This is a genomic window from Calditrichota bacterium (assembly GCA_016867835.1).
Classification (GTDB): domain Bacteria; phylum Electryoneota; class AABM5-125-24; order Hatepunaeales; family Hatepunaeaceae; genus VGIQ01.
Map to the genome: position 1 here is coordinate 18,573 of VGIQ01000013.1, position 17,435 is coordinate 36,007.

Annotated in this window: 17 protein-coding genes; 1 reads left to right on the top strand and 16 read right to left on the bottom strand. The window is 60.3% G+C overall.

The genetic code is table 11. The annotated features are described in order from the left end of the window. Window positions 1–24: 24 nt before the first annotated feature. The 16 genes from FJY67_02740 to flgF form a co-directional block, all read right to left on the bottom strand. Window positions 25–1,860, bottom strand: a complete 1,836-nt coding sequence (locus FJY67_02740) for a hypothetical protein (GenBank protein ID MBM3328374.1) — start codon at window positions 1,858–1,860, stop codon at window positions 25–27. A 45-nt stretch (window positions 1,861–1,905) separates the two neighbouring features. After that, window positions 1,906–2,739: a flagellin gene (locus tag FJY67_02745; protein MBM3328375.1), complete on the bottom strand. Its 834-nt coding sequence runs from the start codon at window positions 2,737–2,739 to the stop codon at window positions 1,906–1,908. A 198-nt stretch (window positions 2,740–2,937) separates the two neighbouring features. Next, window positions 2,938–3,318 (bottom strand): hypothetical protein, encoded by a 381-nt coding sequence (locus FJY67_02750; protein ID MBM3328376.1) that lies wholly within the window; start codon window positions 3,316–3,318, stop codon window positions 2,938–2,940. After that, window positions 3,302–3,922, bottom strand: a complete 621-nt coding sequence (locus tag FJY67_02755) for a hypothetical protein (GenBank protein ID MBM3328377.1) — start codon at window positions 3,920–3,922, stop codon at window positions 3,302–3,304. The genes FJY67_02750 and FJY67_02755 overlap by 17 nt, the downstream gene beginning before the upstream one ends. A 52-nt stretch (window positions 3,923–3,974) precedes the next feature. Then, on the bottom strand, window positions 3,975–5,612 hold the full coding sequence (locus FJY67_02760; GenBank protein MBM3328378.1) for a glycosyltransferase family 9 protein: 1,638 nt from the start codon (window positions 5,610–5,612) through the stop codon (window positions 3,975–3,977). Further along, window positions 5,609–7,369, bottom strand: a complete 1,761-nt coding sequence (locus FJY67_02765) for a glycosyltransferase (GenBank protein MBM3328379.1) — start codon at window positions 7,367–7,369, stop codon at window positions 5,609–5,611. Before FJY67_02765 ends, FJY67_02760 begins: the two co-directional genes overlap by 4 nt. Then, window positions 7,362–8,504 (bottom strand): glycosyltransferase family 9 protein, encoded by a 1,143-nt coding sequence (locus FJY67_02770; protein MBM3328380.1) that lies wholly within the window; start codon window positions 8,502–8,504, stop codon window positions 7,362–7,364. Before FJY67_02770 ends, FJY67_02765 begins: the two co-directional genes overlap by 8 nt. Before the next feature lie 128 nt (window positions 8,505–8,632). Beyond that, the gene (locus tag FJY67_02775) at window positions 8,633–9,547 is read right to left on the bottom strand and encodes a hypothetical protein (protein ID MBM3328381.1); all 915 of its coding nucleotides are present in this window, start codon (window positions 9,545–9,547) and stop codon (window positions 8,633–8,635) included. Between the two features lie 71 nt (window positions 9,548–9,618). Continuing rightward, window positions 9,619–10,983, bottom strand: coding sequence for a flagellar hook-associated protein FlgK (gene flgK, locus FJY67_02780; protein MBM3328382.1), 1,365 nt, complete (start codon window positions 10,981–10,983; stop codon window positions 9,619–9,621). Between the two features lie 3 nt (window positions 10,984–10,986). Continuing rightward, entirely contained in the window at window positions 10,987–11,484 is a 498-nt protein-coding gene (locus FJY67_02785; GenBank protein ID MBM3328383.1) for a flagellar protein FlgN, read from the bottom strand. Beyond that, window positions 11,481–12,167, bottom strand: coding sequence for a lytic transglycosylase domain-containing protein (locus FJY67_02790; protein ID MBM3328384.1), 687 nt, complete (start codon window positions 12,165–12,167; stop codon window positions 11,481–11,483). The genes FJY67_02785 and FJY67_02790 overlap by 4 nt, the downstream gene beginning before the upstream one ends. A gap of 127 nt (window positions 12,168–12,294) precedes the next feature. Then, entirely contained in the window at window positions 12,295–13,443 is a 1,149-nt protein-coding gene (locus FJY67_02795; GenBank protein ID MBM3328385.1) for a flagellar basal body P-ring protein FlgI, read from the bottom strand. After that, complete coding sequence (locus FJY67_02800) at window positions 13,443–14,054, bottom strand: flagellar basal body L-ring protein FlgH (GenBank protein MBM3328386.1); 612 nt, start codon at window positions 14,052–14,054, stop codon at window positions 13,443–13,445. The genes FJY67_02795 and FJY67_02800 overlap by 1 nt, the downstream gene beginning before the upstream one ends. Continuing rightward, a complete protein-coding gene (flgA, locus tag FJY67_02805) occupies window positions 14,051–14,788 on the bottom strand; it encodes a flagellar basal body P-ring formation protein FlgA (GenBank protein ID MBM3328387.1) in 738 nt (245 codons plus the stop codon). Before flgA ends, FJY67_02800 begins: the two co-directional genes overlap by 4 nt. 7 nt (window positions 14,789–14,795) lie before the next feature. Then, window positions 14,796–15,584: a flagellar basal-body rod protein FlgG gene (flgG, locus tag FJY67_02810; GenBank protein MBM3328388.1), complete on the bottom strand. Its 789-nt coding sequence runs from the start codon at window positions 15,582–15,584 to the stop codon at window positions 14,796–14,798. 54 nt (window positions 15,585–15,638) lie between these two features. Further along, window positions 15,639–16,367: a flagellar basal-body rod protein FlgF gene (gene flgF, locus FJY67_02815; GenBank protein ID MBM3328389.1), complete on the bottom strand. Its 729-nt coding sequence runs from the start codon at window positions 16,365–16,367 to the stop codon at window positions 15,639–15,641. A gap of 275 nt (window positions 16,368–16,642) precedes the next feature. Between flgF and FJY67_02820 the strand changes: the two genes are divergently transcribed. Beyond that, entirely contained in the window at window positions 16,643–16,984 is a 342-nt protein-coding gene (locus FJY67_02820) for a DUF4398 domain-containing protein (GenBank protein ID MBM3328390.1), read from the top strand. Window positions 16,985–17,435: the final 451 nt, after the last annotated feature.

A 17,435-nucleotide genomic window follows, 5' to 3' on the forward strand; every position in this document is an offset into this window, starting at 1 on the left:
GACAAATTAAGGCATTGAGCCGTTTTAGCCGCTCAGTGCGGCGTTAAGATAGTTACTTTGAGACCGCAACTGCCCCACCAACGACTCCATCACTTGAAACCGGCGGTTGTAGTTTTCTTCAATCCGTTTCAGGCGCGCCTCCCAACTTTCGATGCGGGAGTCGAGGCTCTTGATTGTGTCGTTGATTCGGTCGCGGTTATACTTAAGTCTTCCGTCGAGGTCGTCGGTAAGGCCTTCGATCTTCTCCGCAAGAAGCGATGACAGTCCCTTATAGACCCGCACCGTCCCGCTAATGCTGGAAGGTCCGTCTCCCGGATTGGTCAGAAGAAGGAGCAAGCCTTCGACGGCACTCCCAGTCTTACCCGCCAGGAGGCTGTTGCCGTGGATATTTCCATCCTCGCCGCCGATGGCGTTGGTCCCGCCGGAGTCGATCTTACCATCGGCGTCGTAAGAGATGGTAAAAGCATACTCTCCCCCTTGGGTCGCGTAATTGTTACCTGCGACACTGACGAAGCCGCTCGATGAGGTGGCGTCGAAAGCCAAAAGCCGGGCGACGGCGGTCGCATCAGCATCGAGGGCGGCTTCAAACTTCTTTGCATCAAGCGCTAACCTTCCGCCCGTTCCAATCGAAATCCCGATCTGTCCCAAACTCCGGTAGGTATCGTCTTCCGTCGTCCCGGGGATATTGGCCGCGACAAGCGCGGTTAGTTGCTGCTTTAGACTTCGAGCGAGCGAATCGCCGGCCAGCGGGCCGGCAACCTTGGTCTCGGCATTGTAAGCGGTCAGATTGGTGACCGTCGTGATCACATCGTTGAAGTCGCGGATCAGGTTGTTCACCTTATCCTTGACCGATGCCTTGTCGAGAGCGATCACAAGGGCGATGGCTTCTCCCGCCGAATCGCTCTTCAGATTCAAAGTTACACCCGGCAGGATGTTTTCAACCGTATTCGATGCCGATTCTATCCACGGGACCGGCCAGCCCCAGCCGGGATCGGGAAAGCCATCTACCCGAAGGCGGGCGTTTTGAGCGGTCTGGGTGGAATCCCATTCGGACGCATCGAAGTCGTCGCCGTCGCCGAGGTCGGTCGGATTGCCGCCGGTGTCAAGGATCGAAATGGTGTTATCTTCGCCGGTATCTTCACCGGTAAGAACCAGGTGATAGGCCGTCGCCCCACCGCTGCCGTCATTCAGTATCGAAGCGCGCACCCCGGGATTATCGGGGTCGTTGTTGATCAGGTTCACCAGTTGTGTCAGCGTCGTACCGTCGGGCACAGAAACCGACACCGCAGTGGCGCCAAATTGATAAGAAAAGGTCTGGTCGTCGCCGCTGTCGTTGACGGGGGTGCTATTGGCATCAGCCCAGCCGGTCGAGTGAACGAGGATATGACTGGTGGCGACCTGGTCGATCAGGACGGAATGGGTGCCGGCAATGGCTGAGGCTGAAGCGGTGGCGGTCAGTATGGTGTTGTCGGAACTCGAAGCCGACTTGATGAGCAGTTCGTTCGGGGTGTCGATGCCTTCCGCCGTCGCGCGCAGGGTCTTCAGTTTCGACTCGATGGAGTTCCAATTGGTTAACTGGTTGCTGTAAGTGGAGCGGCGTTCCTGGAGGGTTTCCAGGGGGCGTCGCTCGACCTGCATCAGCAGTTTGACCGTTTCAGCCCATTCGATACCGGACGAGAGTCCGGTGATATTGCCTACCGGCATACCGGGTCCCTGACTAACGTGCTTCCGCAGACCGGATACGGATGCTCTTGGCGGCACAGTGGGGCTTCCGGAATCCCCTTCAGGCTTGGCGTTCAAGCCTTGTCGAGCGTTAAGGTGCGGGGGGAAGCGTAGCGTTCCCCCCGCACCGATCCTCATCCGCCGCCGTGACCCCGGCTGCTACCGGGGTGAACTGACCGGTGGTTAGCCGATCAACTGGGCGACCGTCCGCGGGACCATATTGGCCTGCGACAGCATCGCCACGCCCGACTGCATCAGGATTTGCGCCCGGACGAAGTTGGACATTTCGGCAGCGACATCGGCATCCCGAATGGTCGATTCCGACTTGACGACGTTCTCGTTCGTCACTTGCAGATTCAGAATCGTATTCTGAAGCCGCTCGACGTAGGAACCGAGACGGGTCCGCTCGGTGTCCTTCGAGTTGATCGCCGTGTCGAGGGTATCGATGGCCGATTGGGCACTCGCGGTGTCGGTCAGAACCAGCGATCCGATGCCGAGGGACGAGGCGTCCATCGCATTCAGGTTGATCGTGTAGTAGTCCTGATTCGACACGTTGTTAGTGCCGATGTGGAACTTCAGATCTGCCGTCGCGTAGGTGCCGTCGAGCAGATTGAGTCCGTTGTAGTTCGTGACGTTCGCGATCCGGGTCACCTCGCTCTTCAGAGCCTGGAATTCCGTGTCGAGGATTTCCCGGTCTCCATCGAGGAGGGCTCCGTTCGACGCCTGCACCGCAAGCGCCCGCATCCGCACCAGTTTCTCGTCGATGACGCCCAGCGCCCCTTCGGCCGTCTCCAGCAGGTTGATGTTGTAGTTGGCATTACGCTCGGCTTCCTGCAGAGAAGCGATTTGGGCGCGGAAACGTTCCGATATCGCCAGACCGGCCGGGTCTTCCCAGGCATTGTTGATACGCAGACCCGACGAAAGGCGGTTGACCGCCTGGTCGAGTTGCGTCTGCGTAACCTGAAGATTCCGCTGCGCCGTAAGCGACAGAACGTTGTGATTGATCCGCGTGCTCATTCTTCGGTTGCCTCCATTGTGTTCCGAACCCCTTGCACTCTACTTATCGGCGAAAGGGGTCCAAAACTTTAGAGGTCAGCCGGTCATCAGTCGTCAGTTGTCCGCCAACATCAGGGCTAAAGGCTCAAGGCTAAAGGCTCAAGGCTAAAGGCTCAGGGTATGATAGCGAATTCTTGAGCCCTGAGCCGTGAGCCACTCTTACCCCACCATTTCAACGCGCCGCTCGCCGGCCTTTCCCGACTTGTAGCGGCCGAGGGCTTCACCGCTGCGCCGCAGTTCGGCCATCACTTCAAGTGCGCGGCTTCTCGACCGTATGAGGCAGGCTTCAGCCTCTCCGGTGAGGGCTCGCATTTCGTCGGCTAGAGACAGGATGTCCTGCGTTTCGGGCAGGCGGTCACCGTCACGACTGCGAGCCGACCGGATGATATGCCCGAGCGACGCGAGCCCGGCTTGAAACTGCCCCTGCAGAACCTGCGCCCGACCGAGGTCTTCGCGTTCCAGGGCTTCCATCTGAAGTCCGAGAATGTCTCGTTGACGCCGGACAAATGCGAGTGCGCCGGACTCAGTTGAGGGCGCCACCAGCCGCTCCCGACTGCCATTCATGGAACAGCCGTTGATGATCCTCAAAGAGCGGTATCAGTTCATATTCAATAAGGTCAGCAAGCAGCACCCAGTCGGCTCCCTCCTGAACGGCGATCAATTCGTCGAGCAGACCCGGAAGGCGGTCGAACAAGTGGTGATGACTGCCATTGCCATTCACCGGGCCAACCGGCTTCAGATGGCGAAAGGTCATCTCGGCAGTATGGCGCAGCAGCGTCATTCCGTCTATGGCGCGGGCATAGAGCGTCGCGGCGCGCTCTTCATTGCCGCTGCGCAGCAGTTCCGCGGTCTGCCCCAACTCGGTGATCAGCCGGCCGGAAAAATCTTCCAGTGAGGTGAGCATGTCGCGGGCGATATTGGCGACGTCGCCGGTGCCGATCTCGAGCGATTCGATGCGGTCGGCGGGAAGCCCTACGAAATCGCGCCAGTCGCGCCCGGTGATGTCGGTGCCATTCAGTCTGACCCGGGTGATACCGATCCCGGGATCGCGCCGGACGTCGGCCAGCGCTTTCATGATGTCCCCAAAGGTAGCCGCAGATGCTTCTAACGTCCCGGTCGGCTGCCCGTCGATAATAATGTTCATCCGCCCTTCACTCTCCAGGAATTGTCCAGGCCGGCAATAACTTCCGCCCGCATCAGTAACTCGCAAATCCCCTGCCAACCAGTGGCAGCATCGGCAACGGCACCCCCTTTTCCCCACCGGAAACAAGGTCGGACGCCATTCGACACCATCCGAGCAGACTTCTATAGAGCCGGGCAGTGCTGGCTGCAAGTCTCTCCAAGTCTTCACCTTCCAGACCGTCTTTAGCCACGGTGAACTGACCGGCGAACGGCAGGAGATGGGGATGCTGCATCCCGAGACGGATTACCGCATCATCGATGAACTTCAGTTCGCCGGCTATATGCTCCAACCGGTTCAGGCTGCCGTTTCGACGCTGAATGTCAGGCAATTTGGCAACAAGTTCACTCCCCCGCACCGCCAGTTGTGCGAGGTCCATTAGTCCGGGAATGGTCGTCAGGGCAAAGGGAATCGCTGCACCGGGAGGCTCTTGATAAGTTGGGGGCTTTCCCAGGAAGTGCTTCCAGACCTGGCGAAGGATATCCGGCCACTCCGGTTCATGGTCGGATGATGACCCTAACAATTCAAGAACCAGGAAGCCCTCTTCATCAAGCCTTGTCCGACGCACCCGAAAGCCGGACGATGGAAGCATTGGAAACGTCCCATCCGTGAGCATTCCGGCGGCAAGCGAAGCGATCGCCGCCGGTGCAATATAACCGTGGCAGGCGAGATGCCCGCAACGTTGCTTCGGCAGACAGGGATGACAGGCGATGACCGGCTCGACGACGACATGACCTTTGCCGTAAGGCGCCGTCTCCATCGCCATGGCGCTCCCGAGCACAACGCAAAGGACCTGGGTTCCGACAGCCGCGGCGATGTGCATCGTCCCGGTGTCGTTGGAGATAAGCAAGTCGCAACTCTCCAGCAGCGCCGCAAGTGTGGCAAGGTCGGTCTTTCCACCCTGGTCGCAGGCATTGGGAAGTGCACCGGCTATCGCGGCGGTCAAGTCGCGCTCGCTCTCCGAACCGAAGATCAGGAGACCGGTTCCGGTCGAGCGTTCAAGATCGCGAAGCGCTGCGACAAAGCCGTCTGCCGGATAGCGTTTTTCCGGCGTCGAAGCGCCGGGCACGAGGCCGACCAGACGGCGTCCGCTTAGTCCCAGACTGTTCAGCATTTCGGAGGCTCGCCGGCGAGCATCGTCAGGAACGGTCAATTCGGGAGGTCGGCTTTCGGTAACATCCCCGATCAGACGATGGATATCGACGATGTGGAACCGGTTCAACTGCCGGGAGAGGGTGCTGTTCAAGTAGTAAGCCGTCCAGTCGCCTTTGACGAGCCGCTCGCCCTGCCGGTCAAGCGTGACTCCGCTCGTCTCACGGCCACCGATCAACCTGCAAAGCGCAGCGCTGTAGGTGGTATGGGTGACGTTGACCACCAAATCGAACCGCTCACGCCGGAGACTGTCGAGCATTTGACGCAGCGGGAGGTAGCAATCGGCAAGCCGTCCGCCCGGCTTGATGAGTGGGGCTACGATCCGGCCCAATGGAAAGGGTATCCGTCGGGTCAAACCGGGCATCATTTCCGCGACGGCGCCGAAGGCGTCGGAATGAAAGAGCGCCACTTCGAAGCCCTTCTCCGCCAGACCCGCAATCAACGGACCGGACTGGATCAGGTCGCCCATCCGGGCGATGTTGACGACGAGCGCGCGCTTCACGCCAGGTCCTTATCTCGCGCCCAATGACGAAACTCGTTCATTAACAGAAAGGTTGTCTCAGCCCGGGAAAGGCGGTGGGCGCACTGAGACAGAATGCGACCGGCGACATCCTCGAGGGTAACGGCTCCCGCATCACGGTGCGGCTCGAGGAGAGCGCGCAGTTCATCGTCGTCGCCGGCGACCTTCAAAAACGAGGCGACCGAGTCGGGATGGCGATGCGATGCCGGGCCGTCCTCATAGGAAAAAATGAACTCGAGCGCGGCGGCCATACGCAACTCGTAGGTATGCTCGGCCAGTACCCTCTGTCGACCGGCCTCGGCTATTGCTTTACGTCGGTCGGGATCGTTTAGAAGCGCCTTTACTTCAGATACCATTTCGTCGCCATTGCCGAAAAGGACCAGTTCCCTGCCGGGTTGGAAGTGGTCAGGTAAAAGTTGCCGCTGGTCGATCAGTTGCGCTCCTCCGCAGGCAGCGATCTCAAAGGTGCGGGGATTGAGAAAGTCGCCCTCCGGATTAACGCCGTCGTGAAAGGCCGAAGAGTGGAGGTTGACATTGACGCGGGTGGCGTTAAAAACTTTCACCGTATCGGAGGTAGTGAGCCGTTCACCTCCGCGCTGCAGAAAGGGAGTTACGGCGCCGGCGCCGTCCCAGTCGTTGCCCCAGAGTTTGAAGTCGAGTCCCGTAAAGCGGCTGAACAGCATACGCCGATTGCGGTAGCCGGCTCCAACATGGGAGAGGTCGCTACCGAAGATGGCACGGTCATCTTCAGAAAGTTCAAGCGGCCGATGGATGGTCGGATCGGCAGCCAAAGGCAGGTAGTTCGATCGCCGAACACCCCGGGTGGCAAGGGCTTCTTGCAGGCGGCCCCGTTGAATGGTGAAGAAGTAGGAGAATAGCGGCGCCCATTCCTGCCAGTAGGTGAAGAGTTGCCAGTCCTCGACGAACCAGAAGGCGGTTGGAATGCCGAGTCGTTTCAGTTCTGCGAGCGCGGCAGGCGTCACAGGCGATTGCGCCACGAACCAAACCAAATCGACAGCCCGCTCGTAGGCAAGCGTGAGCATCTCGTCCGCGACGAGGGAGGTCATGAGACCGGTCAGATGCTTGCGGCGGGACTTGTCGCGCACCAGAGCCTCGTGCCGCCGCCGGAGCGGATCGAACAGTTCGTTGTCGCTGGTGATGACGTTGTGCCCGAGCCGCTCGAACGCCGCGGCACAGTAACGGGCAATCGGCAGCGAGCCGCCATAGAGCGGCGTAACGACAAGAATGTTAAGCCGGGCCGGAACCGAGCGCCGCGAAGCCGTCAGGAGCCGTTCCAATTCGCCAAACCAGACCTGATGGAGATGAACTGAAGGCGGATGTCGGACAATGTGGAGGGTTTCATTGGGGTCGGCACCGAGTAGGTGTCGCGCCTTTTCCAAAGTCTCGGCCGGGGTAAGCCCGGGGATGACGAGGAGGCCGTCGAGTGCGTCGGGCCGACGCTCGCGAACAATCGGAACGAGTTGGTCGTCCGGCTCGACTACGACCAGTCTGCCAGAGTGGATCTTCCGGACGGCTACGGCAAGATAGCCGAGGCCCAACCCGAAGATCAGCACCGGCGCTTCTTCAGGCACGTCCTTCAGAGCGTTCCGGGCGGCCTGTTCAGCCTCCCGAAACGGATCGTAGGCGCTATGCATCTGCAGGTCGCCGATGCGCAGCGTCGGGACGCCGCTCCGGGCAGGGATAATTTCGTAGCGATTGCTCAGAGATCGCTCAGGCATAAGCGCTTATTCCAAGGGAGACGGGGAACGCTATCCGGGGGCTTGTAATATCTATCCAATCAAGTCCTTCAAATGAAAGGTGCGATTCCAGGAGACGAACCCGGTCGGACAGTGCCGGAAATCGTCCCGACAGAAAAGCGTATGCCGCAGCGGCTACATCGTCCGGTCGCAATTGTCTCCGATAGAGTTCGGGATGACGCTCCAACTCGCACTCGGAGACCGGATAGGTGACGTTCACTGGCGTTAGAACCCAGTGCCCGTTGCCATAGGGTCCGGTCTGGCGGTGGAACATCGAGCCGTAGTAAAGGCCTAATACCGGTGTCCCAACCATCGCTGCAATGTGGAGTGGCCCGGTGTCGGTGCCGATCACGAGGCGGGCGCGTTTAAGAATTGCTGCCAGTAGCCCAATATCTGTCCGACCGCAGAGGTCGATCACCCGTCGTCTGGTCGTTTGGATCTGGGTTACGATCTTCCGGGTGGTATCGATCTCCCGCTCCGATCCGACAAGCACGACGTCCCGGTCAACTGCGAGGCTGTCGATGACGGAAGCCCACGATTCGACCGGCCAGTGCCGGGCAGGGAGACCGGCTCCGGGCAGGATGACGATGAACTCGTTCGATTCATCGAGGCTCTCGCTTGCAAGCCAGCCGTTGCAACTGAGGATTAGTTCTTCCGGCAGTTCGAGCGGTCGGAATCGACTCCGGTCGTAGTCTCCGGCAGCATAGTCGAGCCAGAGATCGCTCAGGTGGCAGGCATCGGACCGGCTTCGTGTCGCCGGGTCAAAGAGCGGCGCCAGCACCGCGTCGGGCAATTCGCTCTTTAGCACTGAACCGATCCGGGGGCCAAACTTATGACCGGCATCGATTGCCTCCAGGAGAAGCGCTGCAAGCGGGTGGTAGTTGAGATTGATGGCACTTCCCGCTGAGCAACCCGCAGCAAGCGCGATAGTCGCCGTTGCTGCAGCCCGCAATTCAACGTGGGATGAGGACGACGCCACCAGGCGCTGCAGTTCCTCAATAGGTATCGCTGTTGTCCGCTCCGGGCCTGCCATCAGGATGGCGAGTGCGGCCGTCCGCCGATCGACGATCAGGCTGACGGCATCCCGGCCAAAATGCTGCTGAAGGCAGTCCACCAATGGCCAAGTCTGAGCCAGATCACCCGGTCGGGCGATCTGGAGAATGCAGAATGAAGAATGCAGAATGCGGGGTTACCTGGCGGTCTCTCGACCTTGCGAGATATCTAATTTTGCTGACGAAGGCGACGTTAGGTCAGGAATGCGAGCAACGTCGGCTGAACGACCCGCGAGGCCGCTCGAAGCGCCAGTTCATAAGCCGATTGTTCGACGGAGAAGCGAGTGATGGCTTCGACGGCATCGACATCGGTCAACTGGGAAAGGCGGTCGGCGGCGCGAAGATTCTCGTCGGAGTAACGTTCCGCCAGTTGCTGAGCCCGACTGATGCGTGAACCGACGAGCGCGGTCAGATCCGAAGCCTGGTCGAGTGCGGTTCGAATCCGGGGCAGAGCGTTGCGGACTGTGTCACCATCGTTGGTCTGAAGGGCATCGCGCAGGGCGATCAACATCTGAAACTGATCGCCCTCATCGTCGAGGTCGAAGGCGGCGGCGGCAGATAGTCCGGTGGTTACCCGCTCTCCTTCGCCGACGCGCAACTCGGTCGGCGGCAACGGGTTCTCGCCCGCCGGTGAAACGGCGGTGATGCGCCCGCCTTCATCGCGTTCGATCCGGTAGGGTGCCGTGCTTGATGCGCTGTTGCCAAACCGGTAACGGGTGCCGCTGCGCTCGTTGGCGAGAATCGCCAGGGTCTCGAGTTCGGTATCGATCTGCTGCGCGAGCGCGCGGCGGCCGTTTTCTCCGGTCGCATCGTTGGCGCCTTGTTGAGCAGCGGACTGCACCCGGGTCAGGAGGTCGCGCAGTTGTTGGACGGCTTGCTCACCCTCTTGCAGATCGGCGACGGCGGCCTGAGCATTGGCACGAAAGCGGCCAATGGCGGCCAGGCGGCTCTGCAGCGACAGGACTTCAGGGATGCTCGCCGGGGCATCGGAAGGGCGATCGACGGCACGCCCGGTGGTCATCTGCTGCTGGGCTTCGGACATTGCCGCGAACCGCCGTTGAGCCTGCTCAACGACGCCGCGGATGACCCCCTGTTGCGTTATGCGCATGATTTCTCCTGAAAAACAGGCGTCCCGTCAGAGAGCCTTGGGAGGATGGGATCATTTCCACCCATCAAGACTTAGCCTGCCATACCCAAGATCGTGTCGAGCATCTTTTCGACGGTGCTCACCAACTTCGCTGCGGCGCGGAAGCCGTTCTCGTAACGTATCAGATTGGTCATTTCCTCATCGACCGAGACGCCGCTGACCGAATCGCGCCAACCTTCGGCCTGGGTGAGCGCCCCTTCGGCGGCAGCGTTGAAGATCTCATTATCGTTGATCCGGGCGCCGAGTGCGGCGAGTGTCTCGCGAATGCCTTCTCCGAGCGTTGCGCGGCTATTATCCCAAATGGGTGAGGTTTCGAGGTCGGCAATGGCCAGGGCGAGCCGGTTGTCACCGGGATCGCCTTCAAGCGAAGCGGCAATGACGCGATGGTCGGCCAGGACCGCGGCAGAAAGACGGATGTCGCCGGCTCCGGTCGCTGAGGGATCGAAAAACGCTACGCCGGTCGAGTCGCGCAGTCCGTAGCCGGCGAAGTGCAGGTCATTGAGAGCCGTGACGAGCGACGACGCGATGCTGTCGAGCCGTTCGCGTAACTGGACGATGTCATCCTCGCGCACGGTGAAGAGTCCGGCGATTTCACCGGTGGTGAACTGCACGGCATTACCACTGGCAGTCAAGCCTTCCGATGCCCGGCCTTCGGTGCTGAAGTTCTGCTCAAGTCGCCGCACCGACTCCCCCTGAACCAGGATTGCGTTGCCGATGCGCACGGTGATGCTTCCGCCCTCCTCGAGACGATAGGTAGCGCCCGACAAGGCGGCGATCTCGTCGAGCAGCCGGACCCGGTCGTCGTCGAGTTGATCTCCGGTTCCAGCCTGAATTGCCGTGACATTGGCGCGAGCCAGTTGTTCGGCGAGGATGTTCAGGCGCTCGATTCTGGCGGCAGTCTCGCGGTCGAGCAACAGCGATTGCTCCTCCAGGCGGCGGTCGAGCGCGTTGAAGGTGTCGGTGAGACTTCGTCCAGCCTCACGAACGATCGTTCGAGGCGCGCTCGAAGCAGGGTCCCGTGCGAGGTCGTTCCAGGCGCTGAAGAAGCGGTCGAGTGCGCCCATCAGTCCGGCTTCCCCGAGGTCTCCGACAGCGGCCTCTATCACCCGTAACTGCTGACCGGCCGCAGCGAATCGTCCCGCGTCGCCGCGGGCGCGCTGCACTTGCTGTTCGATGAAGAGGTCGCGCAGCGGCCTAACAGCAGCGATATCGACGCCGGATCCGAAACCGATACCGGGCTGGTCCATAATGACCAGCGACTCGCGCAGTTCAGCCCGGCGGCGGGCATAGCCCGAAGTCGCCGCATTGGCGATGTTATCGCCGGTAACTTGAATGGCAGCCTGTTGGGCGAGCAACGCCCGTCGTGCCATCGCCAAAGTGGCATTGACCGAAGGCATCGCCTATAACCTGCGGTCGAGGATCAGATGTGGTGTGCCGCGGGAGCGTCGGGCGCCGTTCGGCTGATAGACCATGGCGGTGTCGCCCTCGTCGATGAAGAGGTCGATATTGCGCTCGATGAAGGAGAGCGAACGCTTGATCAGGTATTGATTGACCCGGTTGGCCTTGCGGACCTTCTCCACTAATCGTGAGAGGACCGTTTTAAGGCTCTTCAGGTCATCCGACGACTCGCCGAGGTTCAACTCGATCAGCCGGGTGATAGTAATGTCGTCTTCGGTTCCGGCGGCAGCGGCAACCTCTTTGACCACCTTGATACGGCCATCTTCCAATTGCCGGATTCGGCCGATGAGCGATTCCTGCTCGCGAACACTGGTGTCGAAGGCGTCCATCTGGTTCTGGATGATCGCCTCGCGCTGGCGGTTCAGGCAGTCGAGGAACTCCTCGAGAACGTGCTCCTCTTCACGGATCAAGGCGATAAGTCTATCGATAAGGTCTTTCATTCGGTCACGCTCCGGGTGGACGATGAGGGCGTCGCGGACGGGGTGGTCCGGGTCTGACGCCAGGCGGTGAGCACTTTCTGGATATAATCTTCGGTTTCACGGTAGGGTGGCACACCCCCATGGCGATCTACCGCCCCCGGTCCGGCATTGTAAGCCGCCAGAGCCAGTCGCGGATCGCCGTCGTAGCGGTCGAGCATACGCTTCAGGTAGGCGGCTCCTCCCTCGATATTCTGGCCTGGATTCAACGAGTCCGAGACACCTAATTCGCGAGCCGTCGTATCCATCAGTTGCATCAAGCCTTTGGCGCCCTTGGGCGAAACCGCTTTGGGATCGCCGCCAGATTCGACCGCAATGACGGCACGAACCAGCGCTGGATCGAGGTCGTGACGAATCGCGGCGCGCTCGACGAGGGCGTCGAGGTGGGGAGGCGCGAGTCGCTCTGGACGAACTGCCGGTCGGTTCAAGACCAAAGGCAACGAGGTGTTCGCTGCCGGCTCGCTGCCAGTCTGCTGATCGTAATGCTTCATTAGGACTGCGGCCAAGCCGAGCGGGCTCTTCTCGCTCAACCGAACGGCCAACTGCCAGTCAAAGAGTTCCTGATAGGGGTTGTTCCATCCACCTGTTACGACACCTTCACCGTCGCCGGTGAGTGCCATCGCCGAGCGCTTCATCACCTGCAGCATCTGGTTAATGAAGAGGGCTTCGAAATGATGCGCTGCTTTGGCCAGGCGCTCCCGATCGAGGGGCTGCGACGAACCGGCAGGATCGGGGCGTATGTCAGTAATAGTGCTCAACTGTGATCTGAAGAACCTAAATGATCACCAACTCGGCCTGCAGTGCGCCGGACTGCTTCAAAGCCTGGAAGATCGCGATGATGTCGCGGGGGGTTACTCCGAGTCGGTTCAGGGCCGCAGCGATATCTCCGACCGTCGTCGAACCGGGGATCACCACAACGCCGGTGCCACGCTGCTCGATGTTGATCTCCTGGAATTGATCGGAGCGCGTCTCGCCGCGCGAGAAGGGCTGCGGCTGGCTCACCAACGGCGTGGACTTGATGGTGATCGAAAGCGCTCCGTGCGACACGGCAACGGTCGAGAGCGAGACGTTTTCGCCGATGACGATGGTGCCGGTCCGTTCGTTGATGATCACCCGCGCGGCTTGATCAGGCTCGAATTCGATTGACTCCAGCGCCGCGATGAAGGGGACGAGGCTGTCGGGATCGGCATAGTTTTCGGGCAGCAAAAGACGCACCGAGACGGCGTCTATGGCCCGGGCGACGTCGGCGCTGAAGAAGGTGTTGACCGCTTCGGCGAGCCGCCGGGCTGTTGAGAAGTCGCCATGCCGCAGGGTGTAAGTGAGTCCGCCTTCGGATGAGACTTTTGTGCCGAGGTCATGTTCGAGGACGCCGCCGCCCGGCACCCGTCCGACCGCAGCATAGTTCTGCCGGACGCTGACCGCTCCCGCTTCGATGTTGAAGCCGCCGATCGATAGCGGACCCGAGGCGATGGCATAGACACTGTTGCCGAGGTCGGAGAGGGTCGTCTGCAGTAGGACGCCGCCCTGGAGCGACTTGGCATCGCCGAGCGACGATACGATGACGTCGAAACGGCCTCCGGAGCGGGTAAAGGCCGGGACGTCGCCGGTTACGATGACCGCTGCGACGTTGCTGGCCCGCACTTTCGAGCCATCGACCGCAATGCCGAAGCGCTCGAGCATATTGGCGAGAGCCTGATTGGTGAAGAGGCTTTTCGGGCTGTCGCCGGTGCCCTCGAGACCGACGACGAGGCCGTAGCCGATGAGGCGGGCGCCTTCGGCTCCGGCGAATCGCCCGACATCCTTGATCCGCACTGCGCCGACGGCGCATGTCACGGCGATCAGATTCAGTATTCCGACGGCTGCAAGTGTCGTAGCGAGAATCTGGATCTTCGCACTTTCGGACTTCCGATCTTTCACACTCATCAGAATAACCAGTTGAAAAATCTGATGATAAGACCTGGCTTCTGGGCTTGATCGACGACCCCCCGGCCTTTATAGGAAATAGCGGCGTCGGCGATTAAGTAACTGAAGACGCTGTTATCGCTGAGGATGTCGCGCGGGCGGACAAGCCCGGTCAGGACGGTGATCTGCTCTTCGCCGTTCACTTCGACCTTGCGCTGGCCTTCGAGTTTCAGGTTGCCGTTGGGGAGCATTTCGACCACGCGGGCAGCCATCTTGCCGCGCAACTGTCCGCTGCGCGAAGTGCCGCCCTTGGCTTTGGAATCGCTGGAGAGGCTGCTCTTCAGGCCGAGCCCGGGAATCGCACTGAGGACTCCGGAGGAGGCCGAAGTCGCTTCGATCAAATGCTCAAGATCGGAATTGGTGGTCGCCTCGTTCGAGCCGGAGGTGTATTCCATAAGGAGAATTGTAACGACATCGCCGATCCGAAAGGCGCGCTGATCGGCGAAGAGCGACGCCGGCGCCGAGCGGGCAGACCGGTCCGGTGTCGAGGCGGCGGGTATTGGGGTAAGTGATTCCTGCGCGAAGGCGAGGGCCGAAGAAAATGCCATGGCGATGATTAGCAAGGGCTTCATTCCAGTTCCACCTCTTTTGGTCCGGTAACGCGGGCGTTCAAGCGGACGCCGCTCTCGAGGTTGCGAACCCGAACCCGCTCGCCGATACGGCCATCCTCAAGGGCTCGTCCGGTCGTCCGCAGTTCGATGGCACCGGAGCGGAGCACGAGGCTGATCTCTTCACCGATCATCACCGCCGGGCGGGGAGCCACCTTCGACGAGGTGAGCAAACTTCCAGCGGCAATGCGGACTTTGGACCAGCCGATCGACAGGTCGTCTGCAGAGGGAATCTGAGCGGCACCGAGCGATGTCGTGGCGCGCTCTTCCCAGCGGACATGTCCAGAGCCAAGAGCGGTGCGCGGTTCTATGGGCAGCGCGGCGACCGGCACCCGTTCGACGGTCTTGACATTGAGGGTAACCGGCAGAAGGCGCTCCCGACCCGACTCCTCAACCTCGATCCAGCAAACCCGCGAGCCGCGCGGGATGGTGCCGTTCTCTTCACCGCGCACTCCGGTCATACGACTGGCGGGCTTCAACTCCGGCACCCGGCGGAGGTCTATTTCGTAGGCGACCACACGACCTTCGAGCAGTCCGGCATAGTAGTCATGGACTCGCTTTTCGATCGATGCACGGTTATCGGCGATGCTGGTTCCGACAAACAGGATAGCTGCCCCAAGCGCAGACCGCAGGACAAGCCTCCTGTCGAAATGGGCGGGATGATACCCACCTTTTAGGTGCTGTGACGATCTCGACAATGAAGTGCTACCGCTTGAGGTTGTTGGCAATGGTGAGCATCTCTTCGGCAGTGCGAATGGCTTTGGATGCGACTTCGTAGGCGCGCTGGGCGACGATCATCGCCACCATTTCCTCGACGATTTGGACGTTCGACGATTCGAGGAAGCCTTGCGACACCATTCCCATGCCTTCCTGACCCGGATTGCCGAGGATCGGCGGGCCGGAGGCGACGGTTTCCTTATAGAGATTCTGTCCGAGGCTGTGCAGACCGGCCGGGTTGATGAACCGCGCAAGTTCGATCTGTCCGATGGTCTGCGGCTCGGTCTCACCGATCAGGACGATGGAGACCGTCCCGTCGCGGGCGATCATGATTTGAGCCGTATCCGCGGGAATGGTGATGGTCGGTTCGATGCGGTAGCCGTCGGAGGTGACGATGCCGCCGTCGGGGGATATCTTCAGCGAGCCGTCGCGCGAATAGACCGTCGTTCCATCCGGCTTTCCAACCTGAAAGAAGCCTTCGCCGTCGATGGAGAGGTCGAGCGGGTTGCCGGTCGGCAGAATATTCCCCTGTTCGAACGACTTCTGGATCGAGATAGGCCGGACGCCGTGTCCGATTTGTAGTTCCGTCGGCAGGACAGCGTCGAGTTCGGCCGAGTTGCCGCTGCCCTGGATCGTCTGATAGACCAGGTCCTGGAACTCCATCTTGGCTCGCTTAAATCCGGTCGTGTTGACGTTCGACAGGTTGTTGGCAATGGTGTCGATGTAGAGTTGCTGGGCATACATGCCCGAAGCGGCAGAGCGTAGTGCACGGATCATAGTCTAATCCAGTGTGAAAGAGCCGCTGAAATTATGACATTGCGCCTTGCCATCCTACTTCGCCATCTCGTTGACAGCCAGGCGGAGGGTGTCGTCCTGTGCCTGGATGGCTTTCTGGCACGACTCATAGTTGCGGTTAAGTTCGATCATTTCGAGCATTTCGACGATGGGATCGACGTTCGAGTTCTCAAGGAAGCCCTGGCGCAGTTCGTAGCCTGCGGCGTCGGTAGGGTCCTGCGGTGTGGTCGGGACGAAATAGCCCCACCCGTTGCGGCTTAGTTCGTAGGGCTGTTCGAAGTCGGCGATCTTCAGGTTGGCGACGGTCTTCCCATCGACGACGACGGCGCCTTCGGCACGGATGACGACATTGGCGCTGCTGATGCGTATTACGCCTTCCTGACCGAGCACCCGATGGCCGCTGGTATTGACCAGTTCGCCTTCGCCGTTGACAGCGAAGTTGCCGTTGCGGGAATAACTGACGCTGTCACCGGTCTCGATGCAGAAAAAGCCCTCGCCGTTGATGGCGACGTCGAGGACGTTGCGCGTTTCGGCAAAGGTGCCCTGCGAGAAGTCGGTAACCAGACTCACTTCCTTGTCGCCGAGTTTTACCGGCTGGCCATGCTCGCCGCCCTGAAGCAGGTGGTTGTTGAGCGCGGTGCGGAAGTAGCGTTTGTCGGCTTTGAAGCCCGAAGTGTTGACATTCGCCAAATTGTTGCCGACGGTTTCCTGCTGGTTCATTCGCGGGAGCATACCGGCGGCGGCGTGGTAGATACCTTTGATCATACTTTTCGATCGTCCCTATTATCCACCGATTCCTTTGGCAAGGCGTGTGCCAACCGGTAAGATTGTATTTAATGGCGATATATCAATAACTTAACCAGAGTGAGATGGGCGGCAAATTTTGCCTGCGTAAATTGCTGCTGGAATCGAGGTGGCAGGACACCGAAAAATAGAATGGGAACTAAGGGCGAAGGCTTGACAACGGCGTGGGGATTGATTACAATGTATCCGGACACACGTCGGGATAATGAATCACCAGCGTTTCGGGAGCAAATAGGATGAACCCATTGCGCGTTTGGGCGACCCTCTCTCTGGTCGCCGGATTAGTTGCCTTCGGTGCGATCGGCTGCTCGGAGCCGCCGGACGACGCCATTATGAAGGCCGAAGATGCGATCAAGAAAGCCGTTGAGGCAGGTGCGGAGGAGGCATCGCCGCGGTTGCTCGGCAAGGCGCGCACCGCGCTATCGGAAGCGCGCGCCCTCGCCGATCAGGGTCACAACAGCGATGCCCGCAAGAAAGCCGAACTGGCTGTCATTCAAGCCGAACAGGCTGAACGCAATGCCATCCGGACCGGAGGCAAGCGAATGACAAGGCCCGGTGGCGGTGGAGGAGACGAATAGATCCGTAGGGTCGGGGGGAATCGATATGTTAACGTGGGGCGGCAGAAATGCCGCCCCAACGATTTTTTTTGCCCTGCTTATGCAGACCGATGCAGTTCCCCGTCGAGAGCGGTGGAGGTTTCGCGAAGGGAGGCTTCAAGGTCCGGCGAGATCAGCCCGGAGCCCAAAGTCAGGTCGATGTCGCGACGGAGTGCTTCCCAAGCACGCTCGAGGGCATCGGATGGCTTTCCGGATGCGCTCTTGTCGCCGCTCGACGCCTGATCCGAGTCTTCGACTTGAAAGACCAGGGCAATCTGGTCTTCGTCCCCGGAGTCGCCGCGCAATCTGAAAGCGGTTATGGTCGCTGCGGCGGTTTTGTCGTGATGACTCCGGAGGACTGCTGAAAAGCGATGAACGCTGGAGTGCGTAGAGATCGCGATGCCCTTTTCAAGCGGCCCCGGATCAGTAAGAA